Raw genomic sequence first — 26,745 nt, forward strand, 5'->3', positions numbered from 1 at the left:
CTCGAAAGGTAGATCCATGATCGACGATCAAGACAGCATCACTGCCATCCTCAGCAGACTGCGCCGGGCGCAGGGACAGCTCAACGGAGTGATCAACATGATCGAAACCGGGCGCGACTGCAAAGACGTGGTGACTCAGCTGGCTGCCGTGTCACGAGCGCTCGACCGCGCCGGCTTCAAGATCGTCGCCACCGGCCTGCGTGAATGCATCACCGCCGATCGCGACGGAAACACCGCGCCCATGACCGAGGCTGAACTCGAGAAACTGTTCCTCGCCCTGGCCTAGCACCGTGGCCCGGCAAGCCCTAGCTCAGAGCTCGCCTGAGAAGTCCGCGGTAAACCAGCGATCGGGGCGCACGACGAACAGCACGGTGTCGGCCTCATCGTATCCGCGCGCGAACTCCCGACCGGCCTCCTCGCCGAGATAGCGGATGGCAATGGCTTCCCGTACCTCTGCCGAGGCCGGCCGCTCCGTTTCGACAACCGTGCCCTCGACAATGACGTACTGATACGGCGGCTCTTCGTGCTGCACCGTCAGCGTGACTGCGCCGGCCTGCTCGATCAGGCGTGCCTTGCGGTTGCCCGCACTGGTATTGATCTGAATGTTTCCGCCGGGCGTATACCCGTACCAGATCGGCACGCTGGCCGGCGGCCGTCCCTTGTCGGCCGCAACCGACAGCACAGCAATGTGCTTGGCCGCGAGAAAATCCTGACGCTCCGCTTCGGTGAACTGACGTGGCATATCGCGTCAAACCCGCGGATCCGCGGGGCTTATTCCCGTACCTAGATTCATCTGGATTTGATCCCGTGAAACACGTTGGTGAGCAAGGCGTCGACGAAATCCCGTGTCAGCGGCTGGTCGGGTATCAGCAGCCGGTGGTAGCAAGCGCCCCACAGCTGGTCCACGACGACCTCCGGGTCCACCTTCGCACCGAGCTGGCCACGTTCTTGTGCCCGACGTATCGCCGTCACCGCAAGGGCACGACGGGGCCCCGAATACCGTTGCAGAAAGGCCGCTTTGAGCGCCGGATCCACTTGGGCCTGACCAATGAGTTCACCGATGATCCCGCCCCCAATCGTGTCCCGGATGACGCCGAGGAACGCATGCAGCTGAGTGCGGAGGTCGCGCTCGATGTCCCCGGTGTCGGGGAACCCCAACTCCGGTTCGACCTGTCGGAAGTAGCCGTCGAGCGCGAGAGCCCCTTTGGACGGCCACCACTTGTAGATGGTCATCTTGCTCGCGCCGGAGAGGGCAGCGACCTTGTCGATGGTGAATCCGTTCATCCCCTCGGCGAACAGCAGGTCGCCCGCGGCCTGAAGCACTTCTTCGCGCACCTCGTCAGCCGGCCGCCGCCCCCGGCGCGGCTGCTTCACCTCGTCCCCTGCGGCAGTCACCATCGCTCCCACTCCTTGCCAACTATGTGTACGTACCGTACATTACATATATGTACGGTACGTACACATAATCAACAGAAGGGCTCCTCGATGAAGATCACGGACAACACGGTGTTCATTCCCGGAGCCACGAGCGGGATCGGCCTGGAACTCGCTCTGGCCTTGCAGGCCAAGGGCAACACCGTGATAGTCGGCGGGCGCCGCACCGAGCTACTCGAGCGCATCCGTGCTGAACATCCCGGCATCTCGGCTGTGCAGATCGACATCTCCGATCCGGAGAGCATTCACACCGCTGCCCAACGGATACTCACCGACCATCCGACCGTGAACATCCTCATCGCGATGGCAGGCATCATGCGCGTCGAAGACTGGCATCACCCCGAGTCATTCCTTCAGTCGGCCGAGGAGATCGTCACCACCAACGTGCTGGGCCCGATTCGCCTGATCGCCAACTTCATCGAGCACCTACAGGCCCAGCCCGAAGCCACCATCATCACGGTCTCGTCCGGGTTGGCTTTCGCGCCACTGAAGGTCACGCCCAGTTACAACGCCTCTAAGGCCGCCATCCACATGCTCACTGAGTCGATTCGGCTGCAGCTCGCGGACACCCGGGTGACGGTCAAGGAACTCCAGCCACCCGCGGTTCGCACAGACCTCATGCCGGGACAGCAAGAGAGTGACTTCGCGATGCCCCTGAAGGACTTCGTCGATGAAGTGGTCACTCTGCTGGAGACCCAGCCCGACGCCACCGAAATCCAGGTAGAGCGGGTGAAGTTCCTGCGCTACGGCGAAGCACGCGGTGACTACGACGAAGTCGTCGCGACGCTCAACGCCTCCGATCCCCACGCTCGCCAGTAACGGGTGTCGCACACCTCACCTGGATACCTGGCGTCGCTCTTGCCAAGATTGAGTGGATGACTGACGAGGCGAGTACCGGCGCACCCGGCACCAAGATCGCGCTGGCGCTGGGCGCCGGTGGGGCCCGCGGCTATGCGCATATCGGTGTGATCCAGGAGTTGCGAGAGCGCGGCTTCGAGATCTCCGGCATCTCAGGATCCTCGATGGGCGCGTTGGTGGGCGGCCTGGAGGCGGCCGGAGCGCTCGACGGGTTCACCTCGTGGGCAACATCGCTGACCCAGCGCGCGGTACTGCGGCTGTTGGACCCGACGTGGACCAGCCCCGGCTTCTTCCGCGCCGAGAAGATTCTGGACGTGGTACGCGAGCTGCTCGGCGACGTCGCGATCGAAGACCTGCCGATTCCGTTCACCGCGGTCGCGACCGACTTGATCGCCGGCAAGTCGGTGTGGCTGCAGCGCGGTTCATTGGCCTCCGCTATCCGCGCATCTATCGCGATTCCCGGAATGATCTCTCCGCATGTACTCGACGGCCGCGTGCTGGCAGACGGCGGCGTCCTGGACCTGATGGCAGTTGCGCCACTGGCCGGGGTACACGCCGAGCTGCGAGTAGCGGTAAGCCTCAGCGGAGGCGAGGAGTCGCGCACTCCGGCACCGCCCCTTGATCCCGAGCCTCGTGAACCGCGCGTGACCACAGAGTGGTTGAACCGGCTGCTGCGCAGCACTTCGGCCCTGTTCGAGACCGACGGCACCGAAGCAGCAGGCCAACCAGATCCCGCCGCAAAACTGACAAGCTTCGAAGTGATGAACCGGACCATCGAGGTCATGCAGTCGGCCCTTGCCCGCATGCAGCTCGCGGCGCACCCTCCGGATGTCCTCATCGAGGTACCCCGAAGTGTCAGTCGCAGTCTGGACTTCCATCGTGCCACCGAAGTCATCGAGGTCGGGCGCCGTTGCGCCGCTGAGGCTCTCGACGCATACGCGAACACCAACTAGCCGCCGACATCCCCTTTGGAGGGCAGCATGGCCCGTACCGTCTCGCAACTCATCGTCGACACCGTGAAAGCCGCCGGTGTTCAACGTATTTACGGCCTGCCCGGCGACTCGTTGAATGGCTTTACCGAGGCTCTGCGCCGCGACGGCACCGTGGAGTGGGTCCATGTGCGCCACGAGGAGGCGGCGGCATTCGCCGCCGGGGCAGAGGCGGCGCTGACGGGCACCCTCGCAGTGTGTGCCGCCAGCTGCGGCCCGGGCAATCTGCATCTCATCAACGGTCTCTTTGATGCCCACCGCAGTCGAGTCCCCGTCCTTGCGATTGCCTCGCACATACCCAGCGCCGAAATCGGCAGCGGCTACTTCCAGGAGACCCATCCGCAGAATCTGTTCGCCGAATGCAGCGTGTACAGCGAGCTGGTGAGCAGCGTCGAACAGCTGCCGTACGTCTTGGACACCGCCATCCGCGCGGCGCTGGACCAGCAAGGGGTGGCGGTCCTGACAATCCCAGGAGACATCCTCAGCGCCAAGACAGATGCGGCGCCGCCCTCGGCGCCGATCGTCGCGGGCATCGGGACCCGCCTGCCGGACCCAGTGTCCCTGGAGCGAGCCGTCCGGGTGCTGAACGGATCCAACGCGGTCACCATCCTCGCCGGGGCCGGCTGTGAGGGCGCCCATGCCGAGCTGCTGGAAGCTGCTCGCACTCTCCAGGCGCCGATCGTGCACACGTTGCGCGGCAAGGAATTCGTCGAGTACGACAATCCGTTCGACGTCGGCATGACGGGCCTGCTGGGGTTCCGTTCCGGGTACGACGCACTCGAGGACACCGAGGTGCTGCTGATGCTCGGGACGGATTTCCCATATCGACAGTTCTATCCGCCGAAGGCCACCGTCGTTCAGGTCGATATCCGCGGTGAACACATCGGCCGACGTGTCCGGGTGGATGTCCCACTCATCGGTTCGGTGAAAGACACTTTGCAACAGCTCAATTCGATACTCCTTCCGCATTCCGAGGGCAAGCATCTAGAGCGCGCGAGAGAGAACTACACGCGCACGCGTGCTCAGCTCGACCGGTTGGCCGTGGACGATCGCAATCAGACGCCCGTGCGACCGGAACTTGTCGCACGCAGGATCGACGAGTTGGCGGACGAGGACGCGGTCTTCATCGCCGATGTCGGCACACCCGTCATCTGGGCCGCGCGCTACCTGTCCATGAATGGCCGACGGCGCCTGCTCGGTTCGTTCAACCACGGCAGCATGGCCAACGCCGTTCCCCAGGGAATCGGGGCACAGGCATCACACCGAGGCCGCCAGATCGTCACCCTCTCCGGTGACGGCGGGCTGGCGATGATGCTAGGAGATCTCATCACGCTCACCCAGTCGCAGCTGCCCATCAAGATGGTGGTATTCAACAATGGCGCGCTCAGCTTCGTGGAGCTGGAAATGAAGGCCGCTGGGATTGTGAACTACGGGACGGCCCTGGATAACCCGGTATTCGCTGATGTCGCAATGGCTCTCGGGATTCACGGTGCGCGCGTGGAACGCCCCGACCAGCTCGATGCGGCGTTGTCGGAGGCCTTCAGTCACGATGGCCCGGCCCTCGTGGAGGTAGTCACCGCTCGCCAGGAGCTCTCGATTCCACCGACCATCACCGCCGCACAGGTGGCAGGCTTCTCGTTGTGGGCGACGAGGACCCTGCTGTCGGGGCGCGGCGACGAGCTCATCGACCTGGCCAAGACGAACCTCGGCGCGCGCCTGCGCCGCCGGTGAGTCGCACTAGGGATTCTCCGAGTTATCCACAAACCGTGGCTTGTCCCCAACGGCGGGTTGGTACACGTGCTGCTCAACAGATTTCCCTAATATCGAAAATATGTTCGATTCATTGCGCGACGCGGATCTGATCGATGTGATCACGTCGGCACAGCGTGCCGAGGCGCAAGCGTGCGCCCGACGGCTGGACGCTATCGGCGTGCTCGTCGACCGGCACGCAGACCTCGACAAGGCCGATGCGCGTGACCGTCACCCCCTGGATCGCTGGGACAGGATCGCCGCCGAAATTTCCGCGGCTCAGGGCATCACCCAGGCATTGGCCTCCAGCCAGATGCGGTATGCCCAGGTTCTGCGGCACCGCCTCACAGCGGTCGCTGAACGCTTCGCCGCTGGTGATCTTGACTATCGGACTGTCGCACTGATCGTCAACCGCACCGAACTCGTCGAGAGCGACACGGTGGTGACGCAGGTGGACACTGCGATCGTGCAGGCACTGCCGCGCTGGGCGCGCTGGTCCCACAAGCGCATCACCGCCGCACTTGATGCGTTGGTGCTTCGCTTCGATCGGGATGCCGTGCGGCGCAACAGATCCGCGAGCGAGGGCCGCTATGTAGAGATCCGCCCCGTCGGTCACGGGGAACCCGTCGCCGAGATCTGGGGCACCTTGCAGGCCACCCATGCCGTCGCGCTGGACAAACGCCTCGATCTTCTGGCAGCGACCGTGTGCCCGGCAGATCCACGCACCAAGGCCCAGCGGCGTGCCGACGCGGTCGGCGCGTTGACACGCGGTCTTGATCAGATGCGTTGCACCTGTGGACGTCCCGAATGTACTGGGCGCAATGTCCCCGATATCGCGGTCGTCGTCAACGTGGTCGTCAACCAATCCACCCTCAATGGTCAGGACGATGTACCTGCCCATGTCCCCGGCTTCGGGGTGCTCGCCGCCGAGCAGGCCCGCGCCGTGGCCGCCGATGCCCGCACTCGCGCGCTCACTGATTGCCACAGCACCGGGTACCGGCCCTCGGGCAGCCTTGCTGCCTTTGTACGCTCGCGCGACCAGCTGTGCCGATTCCCAGGTTGCGAGGCAGCAGCCGACCGGACGGATATCGACCACACCGTGCCCTGGGCTGTGGGTGGTCCTACCACCGGCACCAATCTGAAGGCGTTGTGCCGCAAGCATCATCTGCTGAAGACCTTTGGCGGCTGGACCGAGATCCAAGGACCCGACGGGACCGTGCTGTGGAAGGCGCCGACGGGGCACACCTATGTCACCACTCCCGCCAGCCGGTTCCTCTTCCCCACCCTTACCCGCCAGCGCACCCGAAAACAGGAACGCGACCGCCGGCGCCAGTCGGAACGAAGCCTCAACCGTCAAGAACGCTTACAACGCGAAGCGGCCCTGGCCGCACTCACCGCCCACGACCCGCCACCTTTCTAGGCGCCGTGGGCTACTCCGGCCAGCTGTTCGCCCGGATCAACTCCACCAGATCGTCCCGCACAAATGACGGGTCGAAATGCGCGAGCACGTCGGCGTTCATGTTGCCGAACGTGCTGCGCGGCCGGTGCCGATTGCCCTCGAAGAAAGCGTTCAGAATCCTGTTCTTGAAATCGGGCCGCGGGTGCACCGCCGTCACGGCATCCAAATCTTTGGCAGACAACGCATCCCGCTCAATGCCAACCACATCGGTTTCCACCCCGGCGGTGACCAGGGCCACCTCCGGGCTGAGGAATTCAGTAACCCCGGGCGTGGTGTGCAGCGCGATCGCGAGCCACACATTCTGGGCGTCCTCGGTGCCTACTCCGCGTTCGGTCAGAAAGTCGCGGGCGGCATTGGCGCCGTCGACCTCGAACCGCAGCTGCGAGTCCCGGAACCCCTCAGTGAGGCCGATGTCATGGAACATCGCGCCGGCGTACAGCAGCTCCAGATCGGGTTTCACGCCGCGACGCTGACCCTGCAGCGCACCGAAGAGATACACCCGGCGAGAGTGGTGAAACAGCAGGTCGTCCTCGGTGTCGCGGATGTACTCGGTGATCTCGCGCGCCAGTGGCGTGTCAGGGATCTCGACTCCGGCAATATCGGTCATCGCATGTCCTTTGTCTGGTGGAACTCTGTCAGCTACGAGTCTCTGGCCACATGGCTCGCCGGTGAGAGGTGCAGAGCAGTCGTCGATCCCACAGATCCGGACATGTGCGCGGGTGCGCATCTGCGATCCTGAGGTCATGTCCGACGCACGGCTCATCACGATCGTTGTGTTCGACGGCATGAAGCTGCTCGACCTGGCCGGGCCCGCCGAGGTGTTCGCCGAGGCCAACCGATTCGGCGCGAACTACAGGTTGATGGTGGCGTCGGTCGACGGCAGGGACGTGGCAACATCCGTCGGGTCACCCTTTTCGGTGACCGGGACGATCGACTCCATAGAGTCCACGGATACCGTGCTGGTGGCGGGCGGCGACGTGTTGATCGGGCGCCCACTGGACCCCGCACTTGTGGACGCCCTGGCCCGCATACCCGCACGCTGCCGGCGTATCGCATCCATCTGCACAGGTGCCTTCCTGCTGGCCCAGGCAGGTGTACTCGACCATCGTCGTGCCACCACACATTGGCGCCATACGGGTCTGCTGCAACGTGCATTCCCCAACATCACCGTCGAGCCCGATGCGATCTTCGTCAGGGACGCAAACGTTTTCACCTCGGCCGGGGTGTCCGCGGGGATCGACTTGGCGCTGGCGCTCGTCGAGGATGACTACGGCTCCGACATCGTGCGCGAAGTGGCCCGATCGCTGGTCGTCTATCTCAAGCGCGCGGGCGGACAATCTCAGTTCTCGGTCTTCGTCGAGTCGGCGCCACCCGCGGGCTCGGCACTGCGTCCGGCAACCGATGCCATCGCCGCCGACCCCGCCGACAATCACAGTGTCCAGAAGCTGGCCGCACGAGCGGCGCTGAGCACCCGCCAGCTCACACGGCTCTTTCACACCGAATTAGGCACTACGCCAGCCAGATACGTAGAACTCGTCCGAATCGACGCGGCCCGTGGCGCCCTGGATGCGGGAAACACCGTCGCGCAGGCAGCTCGAATCGCGGGCTTCGGGAGCGCGGAGACGCTGCGGCGGGTGTTCGTCAACGAGCTGGGAGTCTCACCGAAGGCCTACCGCGACCGCTTCCATACCGCCGCGCGCTAGTGGCCGCGCGCCACCCAATCGTCGTAGTGCACGATCTCGTCGCCGATGGTGGTCGTATCGCCGTGACCGGTGTAGACCACCGTGTCCGCGGGAAGCGGGCCGAGGCGCCCCGAGATGGACTGCAGAATGGTCGGGAAATCGGAGAACGATCGCCCGGTGGCACCCGGTCCGCCCTGGAACAGGGTGTCTCCCGAGAACACCGCTCGCAGTTCAGGCGCGTACCAGCACACCGAGCCCGGGGAATGGCCCGGCGTGTGCAGAGCGTGCAGTTCCAGGCCGCCGACCGGCAGCACCATATCGTCTTCGACGCCCCGGAACTCTTTGTCCGGGTGCGTCATTCGCCATAACATGTCGTCGGCCGGATGCAGCAGCACCGGGGCATCAAGGGCCTGGCTCAGCTGCGGGGCGACGGTGATGTGGTCGTTGTGGCCGTGGGTGCACACCACCGCGACGACGTTGCGTCCGGCGACCGCGTCGATGATCGGCTCTGCCGAATGCGCGGCATCGAAGACCACCACGTCATCGCCGTCACCAACGATCCAGATGTTGTTGTCGACTTCCCAGCTGCCGCCGTCGAGCTCGAAGGTCCCGCGCGTGACGACCCGTTCGATTCCGCTCATCCATCGACCTTTCGCATCGTCTCAGTATTGCGGATCGCCCCAGCACCGTTCGATCGCGCGCCACGGATCGGCGAATTGTCCGCCCATCCCGCGGTATGGCGACTGGGTTCTGAGCACGGCACGCACGATGGGCGCTGCCAGCCGCATCGGCCCACGCCTCCACCCCACCGCGGCACTGGTCTCGGAGTGCATCGCAGGTAACGAGTGTCGCTGGAAACCCAGAACCTGCTGGGAACGCTCTGTGTCCATCCAATCGGTGACGAACCAGCTGCGATCCTCGTCGGGATCGCCCGGACGTCCAGCCGGAATGCCGCCGGCGAGCCCCATGGCGGCGGCCGTTTCCGACGCCACGGCCGACTGAGTGGTGCGGTGAGAGCCGTCGCCACCGATCAGGAAGACCTCGCGCACGTGGCCCGTCGATATCGCGGCACAGAAGGCGTGCGCGACGTCGCGCACATCGACGGTCTGGATCCGGCCGTCCGAGGGAAGTACCGCCTCGAATCGCAGCAGATTGGGATCGATACTCCAGCGAGGAGCCGCCGTCAGTACCCCGCCAAGACGCAGCACCACCCAGTCCAGGCCCGACGACCGCACCAGATTCTCCGCCGCGACCTTATGGGCGCCGTAGAGGTCACTGGGATTGACCGGTGTGTCCGCTGTGAGCAATCCCTTGTCGCGATGGGGATTCCGGGCGCCATACACGGCAACGCTGGAGGCCAGGACGAACCGCGCCGGTGACGCCAGGTTCGCGGCCGCAGACAGCAGGAAACCAGTCGCGTCGACGTTGACCGCCTGCGCCACTCTCCGATTCGTGTAGCAGAACGGCGGGATCAGCGCCGCCAGGTGCGCAATCGCGCCGGGCGCGGTGGACTCGACCAACGAGGTGACCTCGGCGGCGGACGTGAGGTCCGCCCACCGCACCTCGACCCCGGCCGGAACACGCTGGGCACTCTGAAGGTTCGCCGGGGTGTGCAGGTCCGTCGCGACGATGGCGCAACCCTGCGCCGCGAGAGCATCCACCACAGCGGACCCCACCAGGCCGAACGCGCCGGTTACCAGAACACGATCGCTGGTCACATCAACCTCCAAATAGACAAGTGTCCAGGTACTGAACTGCTTGTGGCCAAGGCCGGGTACGGGTCAGACCTCATCCACTATTACCCAAAACCAGACACCTGTCCAGGATGGTTTATGTGGCGACCCCGCGCTCCGGTAGATCGCTAGTGTTGCGCTATGACAACGGCGTTTGTGTTGTCCGGTGGCGCCAGCCTCGGGTCGATCCAAGTCGGCATGCTGCTGGCCTTGACGGAGGCGGGCATCGTCCCCGACCTGATCGTCGGAACGTCGGTGGGTGCGCTCAACGGCGGCTGGCTGGCCGCCCGATCCGACATGGATGGCGTGAATGCGCTCGCTGACCTCTGGCGGTCACTCTCCCGTAGCGACGTCTTCCCCACCAATCTGTATACCGGGTTCCTCGGATTCGTCGGTCGTCGACGCAGCCTGGTTTCTGATTCGGGTCTGCGTCGTCTCTTGAAGGAACACTTGGAGTTTCGCAGACTTGAAGACGCTCCCATTCCACTGCATGTCGTGGCGACCGACGTGCTCACCGGCAAGGACGTTCTGCTATCCAGCGGCGATCCGATCGACGCGATTGCTGCCAGCGCCGCGGTGCCCGCCGTGCTGCCACCGGTAACCATCGACGGACGGGTCTTCATCGATGGTGGCGTGGTGAACAACACCCCACTCTCCCATGCCGTTTCGTTGGGTGCCGATGAGATCTGGGTGCTGCCCACCGGCTACGCCTGTGCACTTCGCGAGGCTCCGAAGGGGGCGCTGGCCATGGCGCTGCACGCCACCACGCTGGCCATCAACCAGCGCCTGGCCGTCGACGTGGCCCGCTTCGAGCAGACCGTCGAGCTGCGGGTGGTGCCAGCACTCTGTCCGGTCCGTATCTCACCGATCGACTTCTCACATTCGGGTGAGCTCATCACCCGCGCACGTCAGCAGACCCTCAGGTGGCTACTCATGCCACCATTCAAGATCAATCAGGCGGATCTGCTGGAACATCACCACGACTGAGCGCAACAAGCGCGCGCTGTGCTCGACAGCTTCGAGAAGGAAGCGAAGCTGTGGGGGCTGTTCATCGTCGTGCCCGAGGAGGTCAACGTGAACGTCACGACTGCTGTCGCGGTGCTCGAGCGCGTGGAGGCTGAGCTGCTGGCGCTCGCCGCGCCTGGCCGGTCGGCTATCTCTGCTCAGCCCGTGATCGACGCCGAGGTGGTCGAGCAGTGACCGAGCCATCAGAACCGACGCAGGATGCGATCAAGGCCGCGATGTCGGTGGCCAAGGACATCGCCGAGGGACGGCTCGACGCTGCAGCGCCGAGCGCCGCGAGCTGTTCGCGTTCGTCGCCGGGTCGGACGATCCGCTGTGGGAGATCCACGTGGAGGTGGCGCGGCAGGTGCTCGCCCTTGACGGCATCCCGGTCGACGAGCTGGCCGAGTGGCTGGCTGTCACCCGAAAGGCGCAGGGACTCAGGGAGGCGCCAACCGATTCGTGGGCTGCGCGCGTGCTGGAGCAGATGGCAGACGAGGACGACGGGGAGCCGTTCGACGACGCCGGTAACCGGATTCGCGACAAGTAGCGCGTCTAACTGGGGTACACCCGTGCCGAACTGCTCTGGGGATCTCGGATATCCACGCTGAACTGCGTAATCACGGTCCAAAAAGGGTGGTTGACGAATTGTTAGACGATGATTTACTGTGGTCTAGAACCTAATTAGAAACGGAGGGTTCGTGACCACCAATGCCAGCGACAAGCTGCAAGCCGCGATCAACACCCGCACCACCGCGCAACTGCTGTCCTATCTGGCTCATATGGAGACCATGACCAGCGCCCCGGAGACGCGTCTCCTCGGCGCCCTCATCGCCGACACCATCACCGAGCGCGAGGGCATCGACGGCGCACTGGACGCGGTGTTCGCGAACGAGACGTTCAACGGCACCTACCTCGACGCGATCCGCATCGCGCTGGCCGACCGACGCGTCAAACACCGGCACACCGGCGCCGAGGGCATGTTGCTCAACGAGCGCGACCGTCCCATCGCCATCGTCCATTTCGACGGCCACCTCTACCCGACTTGGGCCGACTGGTCCGACCTGGCCTGACGGCCAGGCAACCCACCCGACAGGAGTCCGACATGAACGCCACCATCCGCCAGATCAACGGGCGGGCGTGACCATGGCCAGCTTCGAGCCCACACGTCCCGACGGTGGGACATTCCACGAATGCCAGACGTGCGCTGGCACGGGCTACGTCGCTGACGAAGAGTGCGGCGACTGCGACGGAACCGGGGAGTGGTTCGAGTGACACGCAACGAAGGGGATGATGCACCGATGAGCGATCACAGCTCGCAGCAAGCCGCTCCCACCGAGGGGGCGGCTTCGCCGCGCTTCAGTGGGGCCGAGGCCAAGTTGCGCAAGGCGCTCTCCGACTACGAAATCCGCGACGATGCGCGGATTCAGGGCGAAGAACCACCCGACGCTGGTTGGGTGATCGAGGCTGCGCAGGAACTACTGGCCGCGCTCGACGGCACAAGGGACCAACGGTGACGGGGCAGCGGGTCGGATACGTCCGGGTCTCCACCATCGACCAGAACGTAGCGCGACAACTCGACGGCCTCGAAGTGACCATCGACCGCGGTCAGGTCGACGTGTCGCTGGCCCAGATTCCCGAGACCCAGTTGGATGGTGTGGCGCTGGATCGGGTGTTCATCGACCAGGCGAGCGGCAAGGACACGAACCGTCCGCAGCTTGAGGCCGCGCTGACCTATGTCCGTGAGGGCGACACCCTGGTCGTGCATTCGATGGATCGGCTGGCGCGCAATCTCGAGGATCTGCGGCGTCTGGTGCGGGAGCTGACCGGGCGCGGCGTCAAGGTCGAGTTCGTCAAGGAGGGATTGACGTTCACGGGCGAGGACTCGCCGATGTCGACGCTGCTGCTGTCGATGTTGGGTGCGGTCGCGGAGTTCGAGCGGTCGATGATCCGGGAGCGCCAACGTGAGGGCATCGAGATCGCGAAGGCCAAGGGTGTGTACAAGGGACGGAAACCGGCGTTGACTGATGTGCAGACTGCGGTGGTGTTGGAGCGGTTGGCCGCTGGTGAGTCGCCGGTGGATTTGGCGAGTGAGTTCGGTGTGTCGCGTGCGACCGTCTACAACGTGCGAGCGCGGGCGGCAACTGAGGAGGATCGCGATGGCTGAAGTCGATGTGTCGTTTTTCGTGCGGTATGAGCTGCAGTTCGGTGATGGCGAGTGGGGGCCGACTAGGTTCGGGCCCGCCGACGAGTCGGGGGCGCGAGCGTTCTTCGAAGACTTGACTCGCGGGACAGGACCGGTGGTGCGGAATGCGCGAATTGTCCGGCGTGAGGAGCGGGTGATCGTTGCGCAGGACGGTTGATGATTGATGTGAAACTGGGCGTGCGGGATAGGATTGCCCGTTACCGTCTGACGCGTGCCTACACCTGACATTTTCGATTTCGACGCTGAGAACCTCGCGGGCTATGACCAGGATGTGATCGACAAGATCCTCGTCGAGCAGCCAGCGCTGTATGTCAACCACCTACGGATTGCCCGGAGTATCCGCGGGTGGGCTTCACGCCTCCAGGGTTCGCACACGGGCGACAAAGAATTTCAGCGTGGGTATGTGCGGGCTTTGCGTGAGGTCGCCGCGCACCTGCGGCAGGGCGACTACGTGGAGGGTGGTCCCATGATCATCGAACAGCAGGACGAGGAGCCCGGCCTCAACGAAGACGACGACTGACCGTCATGTTTTCCGTGAATGACCGAGTGCACAACCAAATGGGTTGGTCTGGCTCGGTGGTGCAGGTGAACGACACGAGTGCGTTAGTGGAGTGGGATAACGGTGAGCCTTCCGCTTGGTACCCCCGTGACGAGGACGCGATCGATGGCGGTGTGTTGAAGCACCTCTGATACCGAGCCTTTGCCTATCGATGGGCCCCGGTGTCTGCTGTCTAGCGCAGTGGTGGAGGTCCGGCGTATGTGGGGTTCACAGGAGCTAGGGCGGGGCCTGAGCTGACCGCAGGCATCCTCGGAGTGACGTGCAGTGCGATTGGAACGCCGGGGGTGAACAGCACGGTCCATCCGGAGCTGAATGTTTGTGACATTGATTTGCCGTTAGTTACGGCGGCTAGGGCGTTTTCGACCCTTCCCTTCTCGGCGCTGGGGACCGAGATCTCCAGGCCAGCGTAGTGAAGCGTGTACTGGTTGATGTCCATGCCTTTGAGCCTATGGGTTCAGTACAGCGAATTTGGGGAGCGCCGACGACCAATATGTGGGGGTGTGCGCGTTTTATGTAAATGGCTTGCCGGTTTTGACTGCCGTGTGGCACATAAATGGCAAGCCATTTTTGTCTAGCTCGCTTGACTGGAAATTGTCTAGCAAGATAGACTACAGTCATGATCGCACCGGCGCCCACCCGTGAAATCGTCAAGCAGCTCAAGAAGGCGGGCTTCACGGCTCGCCCTGGAAAGGGAAGCCACACCGTGTGGACCTGCTCCCATGGCAGCTACAGCGTTTCGCTGGCCGACGGTCACCGGACCATCAGCCCGGGTGTTCGCCGCCAGGTCGATACGGCGATCGAAGCCTGCGCCACCAACTGCAAGGAGGACTGACATGCACACCTATCAGGTCAACGTCACCCGCGACGACCGGTGGTGGATGATCACGGTTCCCGAGCTCGACGGGTACGTGGGCGCAGATGGAGCGATCAACCTCAGTGACACCACGCAAGCTCGCCGGATCTCCGAAGTTCGTAGTCAGGCGGTCGATTTCATCTGCACGGTGACTGATTCCGCGCCCTCGGAGGTGGCGGTGAATATCTCGATTGAGGTCGATGGGCTTGCGGTGACAGCCGCGGCGCAGAAGTTGGCGAATGAGCGTGAGGCGGCGGAGCGTCAGATGGCGGCGTATCAGGCCGATGCGCGGGAGCTGGCTCGTTCTTTGGCGGATCATGGGATCGCGGTGCGTGATGTCGGTGAGGTGCTCGGGGTTTCGTTTCAGCGTGCACAGCAGTTGATTTCCGTTATGCATTGACGGTTGGCGCGGCCAGAGGGGCAGCTCCCTTGTGGGGTATGCGGCGGAGACACTATCGGGCGGTGATGGCCAGGATATGGCCGTCTGGCGAATGCGTTCCCATATGCCCGCCGAGGCGTGGTGCCGCTTGACCTATGTTGCTCCAAGATCGCGGTACTGAGCGAGGGCCCGCAGGTTGTCTCTAGCTGGGGCGGTGTGAGGCTGTGGTCGGGGTGGCTAACTTGATAGCTGGGGTTTTATCGACATGGCAACGATGTATATGTCATGATACGGCGACGTACGCGAGGAGCGTCGACGAAAAGGGGCGGTTGCATTCATGGTCATGAAGGATCGTTGGACGATGCCTGCGGGTTTGCGGCGGGCATCGGCGCTGGTGGCGATTATCGCCCTGGCTGTTGGTGGAGCGAAGGTTGTCGACGACAACACTGCCCCCGGTAGCGGATTTTCGGCGGTCGCGACCGTAGCTGCGGATCCAACGGGGCCGGGCGGACCCACCGGCGGGCCGGGTATGGACGGGGGTCAGCAGTTCCAGCCGCCGCAAATGCCCAGTTCCATGCCCGATTACCAGGGCGGCAATAATCAGCCCCCGTTGAACCAGGACAACGGGGTCTCAATCTACAACACGGGATCGCCTGGCGCGCAACAAGTTCCGGGTCAGCAGGGCGGGCAGCAGCCCCAGCAGGCGCAGCAGCCCGCTCATGGAACGCAGATACCGGACTATCAGACCGCGACGCCGTATACGCAGGGTCCCGGGCAAGCGAATCCGGATTACCAAGCGCCACAACAACAGTCCCCCCAGCAGGGACAGCAGCCGCAACAGCAGCAACAGCAGAACAAGCAGGATGACACGACGCAGCAGCTCAATGATCAGCAGCAGCAGCAACGGCAGCAGCAATGCCAAGCCGCTGTGACCGACATGGCGGATATGGCCGACATGGCCTCGCAGTTGGTCAATACTGGGGTCGACATGGCCGGTAGTGGGACTCAGATGATCGGTGGCGGTGGGCGAAGCCCGATCTGGTTCTTTGAGCCTGGGCTGGACCCCATCCCCGTTGATCCGAACTGCCCTAGCTGCCCGAAGGACAGTGCACAAAAAGACTCGGGAACTCAGAAGGACAATCAGCAACAGCCAAAGGACCCGCGGGACTGCAAGAACGGTGCAGCTAGCGGAAAATGCGTTCCGGATGAGGATGTGTACCAGGACTGCTATGTCTTGACCAAGGGCACTAGCTGCGGAAAGGTATGCGAAAGCTACAACTTGGGACAATTCGGACAGTGCGTCTCACGTTGCGCAACAATCTCCTGCACCGAGTACCTGAACCAGAAGAATTCGAGAGCACTAGCGGAGTGGTCGACAAGATTTGCCGCGGATCACGGCGGTTGGAAGACCCTTGGTTGTGGCGCCCTGACCGCTGGTGCCGCTTACGGCTCAAAGGTGCCGGGTAATCCCTACGTGAAGTTAGGAGCGGAAGCTCTGGCATTGTTCGGCCTCATATGCGGCACGTCTGGTGGTGTAAGTTCGATACAAGCAGGCGAAGTTCTTGAGGCGATCAAGAATCAGGGTGGATGCTTAGCGCTTACCACCTATCCGTTCTCGATAATCTCGTTCACTAGGGACGCTTCGGGGTGGTGCACAAATGGATAGCAAGAAGAAGAATGTGCTAGGAAACTGGCAACGGGGGCTTCCGTTCCTGCTGTTGGGCGCCTCCTGTATTGCGGCGGTGCTGATGTCAGTGACATCCATCAAAACAAAATACGTAGTTATTCCTATTATGGTGCTGCTATTTATCACATCCGCGGCGTCTTTAGTGCAATTTGTTACGCAAAGTCGAGATCAAGTTTATGATGAAAATTCCCACCCTAGGGCATCCAATAGAATTCTCTTCACCTATTCGATAGTAGGTGGATTAGCGAATGCTTATATCGGGTTGATTTGGGCGCGTCCACTGCTTGGGCAGTTCGCCAAGGTGGGCTTTTTTGTGGGTGATGTCAGATACAGCGGGCTCATCGGGGCAGTCGCACTGTCGGCTTACGTTGCGATGACGGCATACTTTTATCTCCGCCCGCCTCGGCTCGCACTGTTTGTGCTAATGCTTCTGACAGTTCTGATCCCGTTAGGCCCGGTGCTTATCGCTCTTGGTTATAGCGGCACCGTGGATCAGAATTACCGGCGTAAGTTCATCCTGAATTTTACTGCAGTATTCATGGTGGCCACGAGCGTTGTTGTCGTTTACTACTTCTCGGGCATGCGGAAAGACGATTATCGCGCTCCTCAGGCCGGGGAATCAATTCCAATTGAACAATCGATAGCTCAAATAGGTACCCTTCCGGTTTTAGTGAAAGCGGGAGAGGGCGATGCGCCTGTAGGTGCCTGTGTCGATATGTTGGGTCCTAGATCAAATCCCAGTCTGTCGGTAGGTTCATGTGACAAAGCCGCCTACCGCGTCATTCAGCGAGTTGAAACGCCCCGCCAGTGCCCCGCGGATGTAGATGACAAGTTCTATCTCAACCCGCCAGGCGGGCAGTGGACCGCTTGTCTCGACTACGCGTGGAGGCATGACGACTGTCTGAGTATTACTAGAGGTGCCAGTGCCACCCGGGTCGCATGTGACGATCGCTCGCGCACAGGCAGGGAGCGGCCGACTCGGCTGATCAACGATTCTGTATCTGCCTCAGATTGCCCGTCTGGTGGCTTCGCGCATCCTGTGCGCCGGTTCACGGTGTGCACGGAGACCCAGCAGTAGGTAGCGTTTGTTGCTGTTATGAGTGGTAGGTCGTGGACGTCTGATGAGCTCGCGGTCGCCCTCGATGCGTCGTTGTCGCGGCGGGAGGCCGCGGAGCGATTGGGGCGTACCGATGCGGCGGTGAAGTGGGCGCGTCTGCAGTACGGGGCTGGCAAGGCCGTGGGGCGGCAGAAGCGCAAGCGGTGGACGGCCGATGAGATCGCGGTAGCTCTGGATATGTCGCTGACAAGGGCAGAGGCAGCGGCCAAGTTGGGGCGTTCGGTGGCATCGATCAAGGGCATTCGCATTTCTCGCCTGGGGTCTCATCGTGGTGAGACGGGGGACGCGGCGAAAAAGGGGCAGCGCTGGACTGCCGAGGAATTGGCTATCGCCGCTGATCCGGGTATTGATGTGCGCGAAGCGGCGCAGCGGTTGGGGCGTACGGTCGCGGCGGTGCGCCGACAGCGCGTCCTGACGGGGGTACGTCAGCGGCCGATACCTGGAGATGTTCATGGAACTGGGCGCGGGTATGAGTTGTGGGATTGCCGATGTGACCGTTGTGATGCCGCGTATCGGCAGTGGCAGCAGCAATGGCGTGAGCAGATGCCGGATGAGTTTCGGGCTAATGCTGCTGCGGGCCAGGCCCGTTGGAAGGCCCGCAATCCCGAGAAGGTGTCTCGGCATCGCCGCGAGCAGGCGGAGAACAAGGTGTTGTTGACCATGCCTGCGGCGCATCAGCATAAGCAGCCGTGGCGGGTCGAGGAGATCGAGGTCGCATTGGACATGTCGTTGACGGCGGTGCAAGCCGCTCTGCGGTTAGGTCGCACGGCTCATGCGGTGCAGAACGCACGCACGGCTTTCGCGGACCCAACCCGTCAGCCTGCGGTGCGGCGGTGGACCGATGACGAGATGCAGTTCGCCCGAGACAGATCTTTGACCAACGGTCAGGTCGCCGAGCGTACCGGCCGCACGATGACTGCCGTCGCACGCAAACGCGCCCAACTAGCGCAGCTGGCTCCCGCGGCTACGTAGCGCCGAAACATTTCAGTGCGGCAGTCGTCGAGGGCGGGTTTCATCACTCCCTGCGAGACTGCCGCGCGTGCCCGAATACACGCAGCTTGCCGTCGATGACCTGCACACCTTCAAAGGCAACCCGCGCCGGGGCGACGTCAGTCAGATCGCTGTATCGCTGTATCGCTGACCAAACACGGCCAATACCGGCCCATCGTGGTCAACCGTGGCAGTCAGACCGGCCGCCGCAACGAGGTGCTGGCGGGAAACCACACGCTGATGGCTGCACGGTCGCTCGGCTGGGACACGATCGATGTCGGCATCGTGGACGTCGACGAGGACACCGCGCGCTCGATCGTGGCCGCCGATAACCGGCTGGCCGACCTGGGCGGAACTGGTTACGCGCTGGACGATCTGCTGGCGATGGAGCGGGATCTGTTCCCGCCGGAGCCGTTGACCGATCCGGATGATGTGCCGCCGACGCCGGAGTCGCCTGTGTCGCGGCCGGGGCAGTTGTGGTCGTTGGGGTGATCATCGGCCGATGGTTGGGTCGGCCACCGACCTTGACGGGGTGCGCGCGCTGTGTGGCGACGTCCAGCCGGATTGTGTGTGGACGGACCCGCCCTACGGTGTCGACTATGTGGGGAAGACGAAAGCGGCGCTGCGAATCCAGAATGACGGGGCGGGTGGGCTTTTCGAGCTACTCAAGGCGGCGTTCGATGTGGTGGCCGCGGTGGCCCGGCCGGGCGCGCCCGTGTATGTGGCGCACGCGGACACCGAGCGCGCGACGTTCGAGTCCGCGATGGACAGTGCCGGGCTGCAGTTTCGGCAGAACCTGGTGTGGGTGAAGAACATGATGTCACTAGGCCGTTCGGACTACCAGTATCGGCACGAGCCCATCCTGTACGGGTTCACGTCGGGTGGTGAGGGCCGATTGGGTCGTGGCGGGGAGCGTTGGTTCGGTGACAACAAGTCCACCACGGTGTTTGAGGTCGATAAGCCTGCCCGAAACGCGGAGCATCCGACGATGAGGCCGGTGGCGTTGATCGATGCGATGCTCGCGAACAGTCTGCGTCCGGGTGGTGTGGTGTTCGATCCGTTCTCAGGCTCGGGCAGCACGTTGATCGCAGCGCATGGCCGCCAGTCGCGTTGTTTCGGTGTGGAATTGGACCCTCGGTACGCTGACGTGATTCTGCGGCGCTTCGAGGAGCACACGGGCATTGTTCCGGAGCTCGGTGGGGCGCCGGTTTCCTTCGCGAACGCTGCCTGCCATGTCCGCGGTGCTGAGTCTGGCGGCGGCCCGATATGTGCGGGCCGCTCGTGACCGTCGTCGGCCGGCGAGCCCGGCCGAGTTGGCGCGCCGACTCGACCCGAAGTTCCGTGTGACGCCGACGATTCGACTGTTGTCGGATGTGGCGGTTCGATGGGTGGTGGAACCGGACCAGCGGGACATCGTCAATGCCCCTCCGCGAACCGGCAAGTCGGAGCTGTTCGCTATCTGGACGCCAGTGTGGGCGTTGCAGCGCAACCCGGATTTAAAGATCGTTGTGGTGTCCCACGGGGATGACCTGGCACAGACCCACTCCCGCAAGGTGCGGGCGATCATCCGTGAACACGGCTGTAATGCTGGCCGCGTGGTGCTCGACGACACCCCCGAGAAGGGCAGCCCGGCCGCCTCCCGTACCGGGCGTGAGCGCATCCAGAAGCTGGCCAGAGCGGCGCTCAACGCAGATGTCACCGTCGGGCAGCTCGACACCGTGCTCACCGACATGTCCGCCGTTCTCATCGACATGAACGACACGCTTGGTGTCATCGGCGAGCTCACGCCCCGCATGATGCTCGTCGTCGAGCGGATGGAGAACGTGATGACACGCATCGAGCGGATCGTCGGACTCGCCGAGTCGGTGCTCACACCGGTCACCGTCACCGAGTCGGCGGTGCGCGGCGTCCTGGCGTCGTTCCAGAACGAGATCAAGCGACGGTTGGCTCGCCCCGGGAGCTGACTAGAGTGGCGCCATGGAGCTCTACGACGTCATGCGCACCACCTTCGCGGCACGTGAGTTCACCGGGGAACCATTGCCCGACAATGTGTTAGACCGCATCCTCGACAACGCCCGGTTCGCTCCCAGCGGAGGCAATCGGCAGGCCGGACACATCATCGTGATCAGGGCCCCCTCCACGCGTGCGGGCCTGATCGAGGCGACCACGCCGGGCGCACGCCGGTACTTCGCGCAGATCGCGGCCGGTGAGTCACCGTGGAATCCGGTCAGTCCCACCCTCGTTGCCCCGGAAACCGTCGCCGCGACCAGGGTTCCCGAGTCGGTTTTCGAACCGCTGCGCACCGCATCGGTGGTGCTGGTCGTGTGCGTGGACCTGAGACTGGTCGCGGCCACGGATCAGGGGCTGGATCGCATCGGCGTCATCAGCGGAGCGTCGATCTATCCGCTGGTGTGGAACATCCTGCTGGCTGCCCGAGCGGAGGGCTTCGGCGGCACCCTGACCACCATGGCCGTGGCGCAAGAGCTGAAAGTGCGTGAGCTGCTGGGTATCCCCGATACATATGCGGTGGCGGCCGTCTTACCCATCGGCAAGCCCGTAAAGCAGTTAAGGAAGTTACGACGCAATACCGTCGACGAGTTCGTCACCCGCGAACGCTTCGACGGGGACCCCTACCTTCCCGGAACCGACTGAGGTTTGTGGCCCGGGGAACCCGTGGGCGTCAGTCACGACGGCGTTTGATCGAATGGACGTGCCAGTCTGCGATCTGAAACGAGCCGCCCGTGAACGCACAGGACGAACCGGACACCACACCGGACGAACCGGACACCGCCCTACCCGAGGAGCCCGGAGACGACGCTCGCCAGGAGACTGCTCCGGCGCTGATCACGGCGACCGGGCTGGGGGTGGACGGCGAACACGGACCGCTTTTTTCCGGCATCGACCTGGAACTCACCTCGGGGTTTCACGCCATCCAGATGCCCGGCGGACCCGGGCAGCACACGCTGTTGCTGGCGCTGGCCGGCCGGCTCAAGCCCAGCCACGGCTCCGTCACCGTGATGGGCGACAGCGATCCGCGTGCGATCCGCCGACACTGCGCCATCGCCGCCTTCGCCGATATCGACGAGCTGGAAGAGACTGTGACGGTCCAGACCGTTCTCGCCGAGCAGGTCCGCTGGCTAGCACCGTGGTTCTCGCGGGTACCCGTCGATACCGGACGCGACAAATTGGCCGAGGTGTTCGGGGAACTCCCGCCGCCATCCGCAAGCACGTTCATCGTCGAACTGTCCGATCTCGACCTATTCCTCTTACGCATCACACTGGCGCTGCTGTCGGACCGGCCCATTCTGGTTGTCGGTGACCTGGAGCAGGTCCGTGACAACGCGCGCCGCGCCACGGCCGTCGAGCGGCTCGGTGCGATCGCCGAGAACCGCACCGTCGTTGTCGGGGTGACCAATCCCCTGGGCATCGACGCACCCGTCCACGACTTGCACGATCACCGCATCCTCACCGGGAGGGACTAACCATGCTCGCTGGACTCGCATACGGTTCAGAAATAAAGCGTTTCGGCCGCAGCCGAATGACCCGCGCCGCGATCGTCGTCCTCATGCTGCTGCCGCTGGTGTACGGCGCGCTGTATCTGTGGGCGTACTGGGACCCCTTCGGCCACGTCAACAAGATGCCCGTGGCACTCGTCAACGCCGACAAGGGCGCCACCGTCTCCGGCCAGCACGTAAACATCGGCGAGGAAATCTCCAAGAGCCTCACCGCCGACGGCAGCATGGACTGGCATGTTCTCAGTCTCGATGAGGCGCGCAGCGGGGTTGATCACGGCACGTACTACTTCATGTTAGAGCTGCCCCCCGATTTCAGTGAGGCCATCGCCTCGCCGCTCACCGGTCAGCCGAAGCAGGCCAATCTGGTCGCCGTCTACAACGACGCCAATAACTACATCTCCTCGAGCATCGGCCGCACCGCCATCGATCAGGTGCTCAATGCGGTCTCGACCCGTATCTCCGGCCAGGCCGTCAATCAGGTTCTGTCCGTCGTGGTCTCCTCCGGGGCAGGTATCCAGCAAGCCGCCGATGGCGCTCAGAAACTCGCGGACGGCGCGGCTAAGGTCGACGACGGTGCGGGGCAGCTCGCCAACGGGCTGCACACCGCCCGGCCCGGATCTGCCCAACTGGCCACCGGCGCCAAGCAGCTCTCCGATGGCATCAACCAGGCCACTGACCCTCTGCTGACCGTCAGCAAGGCAGTCGCAAACATCGGCGGCAGTACCGACAAACTTCAGCAGGGCACGGACGCGCTCCGGCAAGCCAACGATCAGATCGACGGCATTGCCAAGGCACAGGACAACGCCGCCAACGCGCTGACCGCCGTAATCGATCAGCTGGCGGGACGACAAGATCCGGCGGCGAACACGCTGCGCGGAATCCAGGATCAGCTACGCGAACATCAGTTCACACCCCAGGTTCGCCAGCAGCTGACAGACGCAGAGAACGCGTCGATCGCGATGACCGAGACGTTGCGGGGCCCTGGCAGTCCGCTGAAGTCGGCGCTCGATCAAGTGGGCGGCAAGGGACAGGAACTCACCAACAAGCTCACCCAGATGCGGAACGGCGCACAGCAGCTGGCGACCGGCAACGCGCAATTGGCCAGCGGTATCGCTCGCATGGACGATGGCGCACAACAACTGAAGTCCGGTACCTCGCAACTGCGCTCCGGCTCGGCGGAACTGGCGACCAAGCTCGCCGACGGGGCCAAGCAGGTGCCCAACTGGAGTGCTCAACAGAAGGACGCCATCGCCGATACCATCGGCGGCCCGGTGCATCTAGAGACCTCGCATGAGAACGCCGCACCTAATTTCGGCACCGGAATGGCGCCGTTCTTCGTCACACTGGCATTGTTCTTCGGGGCCTTGGTGCTGTGGATGATACTGCGGCCCTTGCAGAATCGTGCAATCGCCGCAGAGGTTCTCCCCATCCGGGTGGCCCTCTCCAGCTATCTGCCCGCCGCCACCATCGGGATTTTCCAGGCGATCATCCTGTACTGCGTGGTGCGATTCGCCCTCGGAATGCATGCCGCGCACCCGGTCGCGATGCTCGGCTTCATGGTGCTGATTTCGTTCGCGTTCGTCGCCGCGACCCAGGCCATCAACGCGCTGGTCGGTCCCGCCGTCGGGCGCGTACTGCTTATGGCGCTACTGATGTTGCAGCTGGTCAGTGCCGGTGGCATGTATCCGGTGGAGACCACGTCGAGACCCTTCCAGGTACTGCACAAATACGACCCGATGACGTACGGCGTCGATGGGCTACGCCAGCTGATCCTGGGCGGTATCGACGGCAGACTGTGGCAGGCGGTGGTCACGCTGCTCTGCATCGCGTTGGGTGGGCTCCTGATCACCAGCCTCTCGGCCCGGCGTAATCAGCTCTGGAATCTGACGAGGCTGCTGCCGTCGATCAAGATGTAGCCTGATCCGCCGCGGCGGCCTTGCGCCGTGACTGTGTCATGGCCACCCGGCGCTCGCGTGTCGTCATCGCGCCCCAAACGCCGTGTGGTTCATCGGTTCTTATGGCATGGGCCGCGCACGGCACTCGTACCGGACACTCGTTGCAGATCCGTTTTGCCTGTACCTCGTATTGCTTCCGCAACGCTCCGCGCTGAGTTTCGGCGTCGTAGAAGATATCCGTCGACATTCCGCGACAGACCGCTTTGACCTGCCACTCCAGTTCATCCAGCGCCGGTTCCACGCCGCGAAACTTTGGTCGTGTCACGGCCTTGCTCCAGACCACCCACAAACATTCGGGCGCGTCGATGCCATCCGCATCCACCGAGTCTGGAGCCGAATGCCGGCGATACGCGATAGCCACTTTGGATAATGCGCGCCGCGGAATTGACCCGACTGGCTCTAGGATTCGCCAGTGCCCATCGCTATTGTGCGCGACCGCTGAGCGACGTCACCTCGGCGGACGGATGTGGCAACAGTCCAGGCGGCGATTGTGCTCGCCGCTGCGACGCCGAGACAAATCACGGCGTACCAGAGGCTGCCGATCGGATCGCCTGCAGTGGTCACACCATTCGCCGCCCCGAAGTAGCCCGGCAGCGCGCTCGCCCACAGCACTGCCATGACCGCAAGGTAGATGCCGGCATACATCAGGATGGCCGGATGCGTGGTGTAACCATCCGCGCCAGCGCGCCGGACATCGAGCCACTGTTTGATCAGCGCCGGTGCTGCCACTGCCACCAGGGCTATCAGCTCCAGGGCGTAGACGACACCGACCACCGCGGTACTGCCCGATATCGCACCCGCGATGGTGGCAGGCATCGGCAGGACCGCAGTACCGATCGAGGCCAGCACGCCGATAACCACAGTGCGCCATATGATCTGACCACCGGTGAAGGATTTCCCTTCGTCCACGTGGCGGCCGACAAATAGCTGCGCACAGAACGCCAGGGACATCGGCCACAGGGCGGCGAAGACGACCACACTGCCCATCGGCACCGAGTCGAAGAACGGCTTGTTCAGTGGATTGTCCAGAGTCCATTCCCACCAACGCAATTGCGGCCCGAGGTGGTCGAAGATCTCATAGAACGCGTGATGCACCAGACCGACGCAGGCCGCTCCGATCAGAACCCCATAGCGGCGGAAGACCCCCAATGTCCGCACGATCTCGAAGGCTACCGTGGCCATCATCGGGTAGATCGCGATGATGTACAGGGGTAGCCGGCCCCACAGAAAATCTACGGTAAAGACGTTGTGCGCGAACATGGTATCGACATGCTCGCTGATGCCGAACGGCCCGGGAAAATACAGCGGCGGTTCGATGATCAACAGATACGCGATCGCCCCGAACCACACAACGATGTTCGTCGGATCGTTGTGGCGGCGCAGCCGGATGATCGCGTACACCAATGCCAGCACCGCCCCTGCGATCACGGTCAGCTCCAAGACCGGCAGCGTCCAGTTCTGCAGTGAGAACGGACTGCGGAAGACAGCGATCCCGCCTGCGGTGTCGCATGAGAAACCCAGCCGCACCGCCAGATCGGCAAAGGTCGGCGCACACAGATCAGACACGATCAGACTCCTACCTGCGTCGCCTGATCGGCCGTGTACCACTGGGTGACTTCGTAACCGGCCTCATACCGGGCGAACCATTCGTCGGCCAATGCCGGCAGCTTCTCGTGCGCCGGATTGTGGCCCGGAATCTGACTGCGCACCGCGCCCGACATGGCGACCATCACCTCGCGTACCGGCAGGTGCCTGAAGGCGTTTTCAATGGGCCCGTCGTACGGCGCGTCTACGAATGGGATGCGGTGCAGCAGTGACTTCTTACGCGCTTGCATACCGAACATCGACAGAGCATCCACCTTGCGGTCTTCCAGCGGAACGTGTTTGTTGAATCCTTCGCACGCGATGCGCAGCACGGACCACACATGCCTGAAAATCGAGGGGGCCATCCGCATGCGGTACCACGGATCGTTGGCCACCGCGTCATAGATGACCAGGGCTGAACTCCGATGCTCAACCTCTTCGACGAAGTGCCATAAGAACAACGAGGCGACGCGATCATCGCCGGGCGCGAACAAGCTGTCGTCGTGGTCCAGCATCAGCTTGAAGACCGGCGTGAAGGTCGCCTCCAGGTCGGCGGTGTACGCCAACCGGTACTTCAATGGCCTATTGGCGGTCAGGTCGTCGAAGGCGGCGATCACCTCATCCAGGGTTTCCTTGAGGCCCGGGTAGCTCTTGATCAGGCCCTTGGCGTGCTGACGATGCCCCATGGAGTGCTGTCCCTCTTGCCGAACGAAGGCCTCTGCCTCCTGCGCGATCTCGGGATCCGCAATCAACGGAATGGCCTCGGGAATCATCTGCCCGATCATCTTCTCGAACGCGATTGCCAGAAAGGAGACAGCGTTGGCCATGCTCGAAAACGCCGGGTTGGACTCGTTCCACAGGAACGGCACGTGGTGGTCGGCGAACGCAAACCGCAACTTGCGCACGATGAGTTCCGTCATGGCAGGCACCTCACTTGAACATACAATAAGACATTGATTTGTTGATCTGTATGATTACTGGATAGGCTGAGTTC

The 26,745-nt window shown here is 63.3% G+C and carries 32 protein-coding genes and 2 pseudogenes; 26 read left to right on the plus strand and 8 right to left on the minus strand.

What is annotated here, in order from left to right:
* Positions 1–16: 16 nt before the first annotated feature.
* A complete protein-coding gene (locus B4394_RS08385) occupies positions 17–286 on the plus strand; it encodes a metal-sensitive transcriptional regulator (RefSeq protein WP_078313009.1) in 270 nt (89 codons plus the stop codon).
* Between the two features lie 24 nt (positions 287–310).
* On the opposite strand, the gene B4394_RS08390 is transcribed toward B4394_RS08385, so the two are convergent.
* Entirely contained in the window at positions 311–742 is a 432-nt protein-coding gene (locus B4394_RS08390) for a pyridoxamine 5'-phosphate oxidase family protein (RefSeq protein WP_078314726.1), read from the minus strand.
* 47 nt (positions 743–789) lie between these two features.
* Positions 790–1,335 (minus strand): TetR/AcrR family transcriptional regulator, encoded by a 546-nt coding sequence (locus B4394_RS08395; protein WP_286141998.1) that lies wholly within the window; start codon positions 1,333–1,335, stop codon positions 790–792.
* Between the two features lie 150 nt (positions 1,336–1,485).
* On the opposite strand from B4394_RS08395, the gene B4394_RS08400 reads away from it, so the two are divergent.
* From B4394_RS08400 to B4394_RS08415, 4 genes are all read left to right on the plus strand, one after another.
* On the plus strand, positions 1,486–2,253 hold the full coding sequence (locus tag B4394_RS08400; RefSeq protein WP_078313051.1) for an SDR family oxidoreductase: 768 nt from the start codon (positions 1,486–1,488) through the stop codon (positions 2,251–2,253).
* 56 nt (positions 2,254–2,309) lie between these two features.
* The gene (locus B4394_RS08405; RefSeq protein ID WP_078289916.1) at positions 2,310–3,245 is read left to right on the plus strand and encodes a patatin-like phospholipase family protein; all 936 of its coding nucleotides are present in this window, start codon (positions 2,310–2,312) and stop codon (positions 3,243–3,245) included.
* A 27-nt stretch (positions 3,246–3,272) separates the two neighbouring features.
* A complete protein-coding gene (gene poxB / locus B4394_RS08410) occupies positions 3,273–5,012 on the plus strand; it encodes a ubiquinone-dependent pyruvate dehydrogenase (protein ID WP_078314728.1) in 1,740 nt (579 codons plus the stop codon).
* A 100-nt stretch (positions 5,013–5,112) separates the two neighbouring features.
* On the plus strand, positions 5,113–6,450 hold the full coding sequence (locus tag B4394_RS08415) for an HNH endonuclease signature motif containing protein (protein ID WP_078314729.1): 1,338 nt from the start codon (positions 5,113–5,115) through the stop codon (positions 6,448–6,450).
* A gap of 10 nt (positions 6,451–6,460) precedes the next feature.
* Here the strand turns inward: B4394_RS08415 and B4394_RS08420 are convergent, their stop codons facing one another.
* Positions 6,461–7,096, minus strand: coding sequence for an HD domain-containing protein (locus B4394_RS08420; protein ID WP_078314730.1), 636 nt, complete (start codon positions 7,094–7,096; stop codon positions 6,461–6,463).
* 136 nt (positions 7,097–7,232) lie between these two features.
* On the opposite strand from B4394_RS08420, the gene B4394_RS08425 reads away from it, so the two are divergent.
* Positions 7,233–8,192, plus strand: coding sequence for a GlxA family transcriptional regulator (locus B4394_RS08425; protein WP_078313052.1), 960 nt, complete (start codon positions 7,233–7,235; stop codon positions 8,190–8,192).
* Here B4394_RS08425 and B4394_RS08430 read toward each other — a convergent pair.
* Both B4394_RS08430 and B4394_RS08435 read right to left on the minus strand, forming a co-directional pair.
* Positions 8,189–8,812: an MBL fold metallo-hydrolase gene (locus B4394_RS08430; RefSeq protein ID WP_078313015.1), complete on the minus strand. Its 624-nt coding sequence runs from the start codon at positions 8,810–8,812 to the stop codon at positions 8,189–8,191. The genes B4394_RS08425 and B4394_RS08430 overlap by 4 nt on opposite strands.
* Before the next feature lie 21 nt (positions 8,813–8,833).
* Positions 8,834–9,889: an NAD-dependent epimerase/dehydratase family protein gene (locus B4394_RS08435; protein WP_286141989.1), complete on the minus strand. Its 1,056-nt coding sequence runs from the start codon at positions 9,887–9,889 to the stop codon at positions 8,834–8,836.
* Between the two features lie 156 nt (positions 9,890–10,045).
* Between B4394_RS08435 and B4394_RS08440 the strand changes: the two genes are divergently transcribed.
* The 20 genes and pseudogenes from B4394_RS08440 (at position 10,046) to B4394_RS08530 (ending at position 24,128) form a co-directional block, all read left to right on the plus strand.
* Positions 10,046–10,891, plus strand: a complete 846-nt coding sequence (locus B4394_RS08440; protein ID WP_078314731.1) for a patatin-like phospholipase family protein — start codon at positions 10,046–10,048, stop codon at positions 10,889–10,891.
* A gap of 18 nt (positions 10,892–10,909) precedes the next feature.
* On the plus strand, positions 10,910–11,104 hold the full coding sequence (locus tag B4394_RS08445; RefSeq protein WP_078314732.1) for a hypothetical protein: 195 nt from the start codon (positions 10,910–10,912) through the stop codon (positions 11,102–11,104).
* Positions 11,105–11,273: 169 nt separating this feature from the next.
* Positions 11,274–11,456: a hypothetical protein gene (locus B4394_RS25650; RefSeq protein ID WP_286141990.1), complete on the plus strand. Its 183-nt coding sequence runs from the start codon at positions 11,274–11,276 to the stop codon at positions 11,454–11,456.
* Between the two features lie 151 nt (positions 11,457–11,607).
* Entirely contained in the window at positions 11,608–11,979 is a 372-nt protein-coding gene (locus tag B4394_RS08455) for a hypothetical protein (RefSeq protein ID WP_078314733.1), read from the plus strand.
* A gap of 228 nt (positions 11,980–12,207) precedes the next feature.
* Complete coding sequence (locus B4394_RS08460) at positions 12,208–12,423, plus strand: hypothetical protein (protein WP_139360032.1); 216 nt, start codon at positions 12,208–12,210, stop codon at positions 12,421–12,423.
* Entirely contained in the window at positions 12,420–13,073 is a 654-nt protein-coding gene (locus tag B4394_RS08465) for a recombinase family protein (RefSeq protein WP_078314735.1), read from the plus strand. The genes B4394_RS08460 and B4394_RS08465 overlap by 4 nt, the downstream gene beginning before the upstream one ends.
* Positions 13,066–13,269 (plus strand): hypothetical protein, encoded by a 204-nt coding sequence (locus B4394_RS08470; protein ID WP_078314736.1) that lies wholly within the window; start codon positions 13,066–13,068, stop codon positions 13,267–13,269. The genes B4394_RS08465 and B4394_RS08470 overlap by 8 nt, the downstream gene beginning before the upstream one ends.
* Positions 13,270–13,323: 54 nt before the next feature.
* On the plus strand, positions 13,324–13,632 hold the full coding sequence (locus tag B4394_RS08475; protein ID WP_078314737.1) for a hypothetical protein: 309 nt from the start codon (positions 13,324–13,326) through the stop codon (positions 13,630–13,632).
* A gap of 655 nt (positions 13,633–14,287) precedes the next feature.
* The gene (locus B4394_RS08480; RefSeq protein WP_078314738.1) at positions 14,288–14,503 is read left to right on the plus strand and encodes a type II toxin-antitoxin system HicA family toxin; all 216 of its coding nucleotides are present in this window, start codon (positions 14,288–14,290) and stop codon (positions 14,501–14,503) included.
* Position 14,504: 1 nt separating this feature from the next.
* Positions 14,505–14,924 carry a HicB family toxin-antitoxin system gene (locus B4394_RS25085; RefSeq protein ID WP_139360033.1) on the plus strand — a complete coding sequence of 140 codons (420 nt, stop codon included), beginning with the start codon at positions 14,505–14,507 and terminating at the stop codon, positions 14,922–14,924.
* A 316-nt stretch (positions 14,925–15,240) separates the two neighbouring features.
* A pseudogene (locus B4394_RS26000) lies at positions 15,241–15,831 on the plus strand (hypothetical protein); the annotation flags it as partial.
* Between the two features lie 730 nt (positions 15,832–16,561).
* The gene (locus B4394_RS25660; protein ID WP_286141992.1) at positions 16,562–17,668 is read left to right on the plus strand and encodes an LppU/SCO3897 family protein; all 1,107 of its coding nucleotides are present in this window, start codon (positions 16,562–16,564) and stop codon (positions 17,666–17,668) included.
* A gap of 18 nt (positions 17,669–17,686) precedes the next feature.
* Positions 17,687–18,679 carry a hypothetical protein gene (locus B4394_RS08500; RefSeq protein WP_078314739.1) on the plus strand — a complete coding sequence of 331 codons (993 nt, stop codon included), beginning with the start codon at positions 17,687–17,689 and terminating at the stop codon, positions 18,677–18,679.
* Between the two features lie 195 nt (positions 18,680–18,874).
* Positions 18,875–19,189 carry a ParB N-terminal domain-containing protein gene (locus tag B4394_RS25665; protein WP_286141993.1) on the plus strand — a complete coding sequence of 105 codons (315 nt, stop codon included), beginning with the start codon at positions 18,875–18,877 and terminating at the stop codon, positions 19,187–19,189.
* 10 nt (positions 19,190–19,199) lie between these two features.
* Positions 19,200–19,982 carry a DNA-methyltransferase gene (locus B4394_RS25670; protein ID WP_286141994.1) on the plus strand — a complete coding sequence of 261 codons (783 nt, stop codon included), beginning with the start codon at positions 19,200–19,202 and terminating at the stop codon, positions 19,980–19,982.
* Positions 19,930–20,274 (plus strand): annotated as a pseudogene (locus tag B4394_RS08510) (terminase large subunit domain-containing protein); the annotation flags it as partial. The gene B4394_RS25670 and the pseudogene B4394_RS08510, both read left to right, overlap by 53 nt.
* Positions 20,275–20,295: 21 nt before the next feature.
* Positions 20,296–20,661 (plus strand): hypothetical protein, encoded by a 366-nt coding sequence (locus tag B4394_RS26005; protein WP_078314769.1) that lies wholly within the window; start codon positions 20,296–20,298, stop codon positions 20,659–20,661.
* A 13-nt stretch (positions 20,662–20,674) separates the two neighbouring features.
* Positions 20,675–21,349, plus strand: coding sequence for a nitroreductase family protein (locus B4394_RS08520; protein WP_078314740.1), 675 nt, complete (start codon positions 20,675–20,677; stop codon positions 21,347–21,349).
* An 89-nt stretch (positions 21,350–21,438) separates the two neighbouring features.
* Positions 21,439–22,179, plus strand: a complete 741-nt coding sequence (locus tag B4394_RS08525; protein ID WP_078313020.1) for a hypothetical protein — start codon at positions 21,439–21,441, stop codon at positions 22,177–22,179.
* Between the two features lie 2 nt (positions 22,180–22,181).
* Positions 22,182–24,128: a YhgE/Pip domain-containing protein gene (locus tag B4394_RS08530; protein ID WP_078313021.1), complete on the plus strand. Its 1,947-nt coding sequence runs from the start codon at positions 22,182–22,184 to the stop codon at positions 24,126–24,128.
* On the opposite strand, the gene B4394_RS08535 is transcribed toward B4394_RS08530, so the two are convergent.
* The 3 genes from B4394_RS08535 to B4394_RS08545 are packed head-to-tail and all read right to left on the minus strand — an operon-like array spanning position 24,118 to position 26,671.
* Positions 24,118–24,528, minus strand: a complete 411-nt coding sequence (locus B4394_RS08535) for a WhiB family transcriptional regulator (RefSeq protein ID WP_078314741.1) — start codon at positions 24,526–24,528, stop codon at positions 24,118–24,120. The two genes, B4394_RS08530 and B4394_RS08535, sit on opposite strands and share 11 nt — an antisense overlap.
* Positions 24,529–24,566: 38 nt before the next feature.
* The gene (locus B4394_RS08540) at positions 24,567–25,733 is read right to left on the minus strand and encodes a hypothetical protein (protein ID WP_078314742.1); all 1,167 of its coding nucleotides are present in this window, start codon (positions 25,731–25,733) and stop codon (positions 24,567–24,569) included.
* Positions 25,734–25,735: 2 nt separating this feature from the next.
* Entirely contained in the window at positions 25,736–26,671 is a 936-nt protein-coding gene (locus tag B4394_RS08545) for a metal-dependent hydrolase (protein ID WP_078314743.1), read from the minus strand.
* Positions 26,672–26,745: the final 74 nt, after the last annotated feature.

This window comes from Mycobacterium sp. D16Q16, assembly GCF_002013745.1.
Classification (GTDB): domain Bacteria; phylum Actinomycetota; class Actinomycetes; order Mycobacteriales; family Mycobacteriaceae; genus Mycobacterium.

What these genes read in the sequence shown, in the direction of transcription:
- B4394_RS08385 (WP_078313009.1), top strand. Translation starts at nt 17, where the DNA reads ATGATCGACGATCAAGACAGCATCACTGCCATCCTCAGCAGACTGCGC.
- B4394_RS08390 (WP_078314726.1), bottom strand. Translation starts at nt 742, where the DNA reads ATGCCACGTCAGTTCACCGAAGCGGAGCGTCAGGATTTTCTCGCGGCC.
- B4394_RS08400 (WP_078313051.1), top strand. Translation starts at nt 1,486, where the DNA reads ATGAAGATCACGGACAACACGGTGTTCATTCCCGGAGCCACGAGCGGG.
- B4394_RS08405 (WP_078289916.1), top strand. Translation starts at nt 2,310, where the DNA reads ATGACTGACGAGGCGAGTACCGGCGCACCCGGCACCAAGATCGCGCTG.
- poxB (WP_078314728.1), top strand. Translation starts at nt 3,273, where the DNA reads ATGGCCCGTACCGTCTCGCAACTCATCGTCGACACCGTGAAAGCCGCC.
- B4394_RS08415 (WP_078314729.1), top strand. Translation starts at nt 5,113, where the DNA reads ATGTTCGATTCATTGCGCGACGCGGATCTGATCGATGTGATCACGTCG.
- B4394_RS08420 (WP_078314730.1), bottom strand. Translation starts at nt 7,096, where the DNA reads ATGACCGATATTGCCGGAGTCGAGATCCCTGACACGCCACTGGCGCGC.
- B4394_RS08425 (WP_078313052.1), top strand. Translation starts at nt 7,233, where the DNA reads ATGTCCGACGCACGGCTCATCACGATCGTTGTGTTCGACGGCATGAAG.
- B4394_RS08430 (WP_078313015.1), bottom strand. Translation starts at nt 8,812, where the DNA reads ATGAGCGGAATCGAACGGGTCGTCACGCGCGGGACCTTCGAGCTCGAC.
- B4394_RS08440 (WP_078314731.1), top strand. Translation starts at nt 10,046, where the DNA reads ATGACAACGGCGTTTGTGTTGTCCGGTGGCGCCAGCCTCGGGTCGATC.
- B4394_RS08460 (WP_139360032.1), top strand. Translation starts at nt 12,208, where the DNA reads ATGAGCGATCACAGCTCGCAGCAAGCCGCTCCCACCGAGGGGGCGGCT.
- B4394_RS08470 (WP_078314736.1), top strand. Translation starts at nt 13,066, where the DNA reads ATGGCTGAAGTCGATGTGTCGTTTTTCGTGCGGTATGAGCTGCAGTTC.
- B4394_RS08480 (WP_078314738.1), top strand. Translation starts at nt 14,288, where the DNA reads ATGATCGCACCGGCGCCCACCCGTGAAATCGTCAAGCAGCTCAAGAAG.
- B4394_RS25085 (WP_139360033.1), top strand. Translation starts at nt 14,505, where the DNA reads ATGCACACCTATCAGGTCAACGTCACCCGCGACGACCGGTGGTGGATG.
- B4394_RS25660 (WP_286141992.1), top strand. Translation starts at nt 16,562, where the DNA reads ATGGATAGCAAGAAGAAGAATGTGCTAGGAAACTGGCAACGGGGGCTT.
- B4394_RS08500 (WP_078314739.1), top strand. Translation starts at nt 17,687, where the DNA reads ATGAGTGGTAGGTCGTGGACGTCTGATGAGCTCGCGGTCGCCCTCGAT.
- B4394_RS25670 (WP_286141994.1), top strand. Translation starts at nt 19,200, where the DNA reads ATGGTTGGGTCGGCCACCGACCTTGACGGGGTGCGCGCGCTGTGTGGC.
- B4394_RS08520 (WP_078314740.1), top strand. Translation starts at nt 20,675, where the DNA reads ATGGAGCTCTACGACGTCATGCGCACCACCTTCGCGGCACGTGAGTTC.
- B4394_RS08530 (WP_078313021.1), top strand. Translation starts at nt 22,182, where the DNA reads ATGCTCGCTGGACTCGCATACGGTTCAGAAATAAAGCGTTTCGGCCGC.
- B4394_RS08545 (WP_078314743.1), bottom strand. Translation starts at nt 26,671, where the DNA reads ATGACGGAACTCATCGTGCGCAAGTTGCGGTTTGCGTTCGCCGACCAC.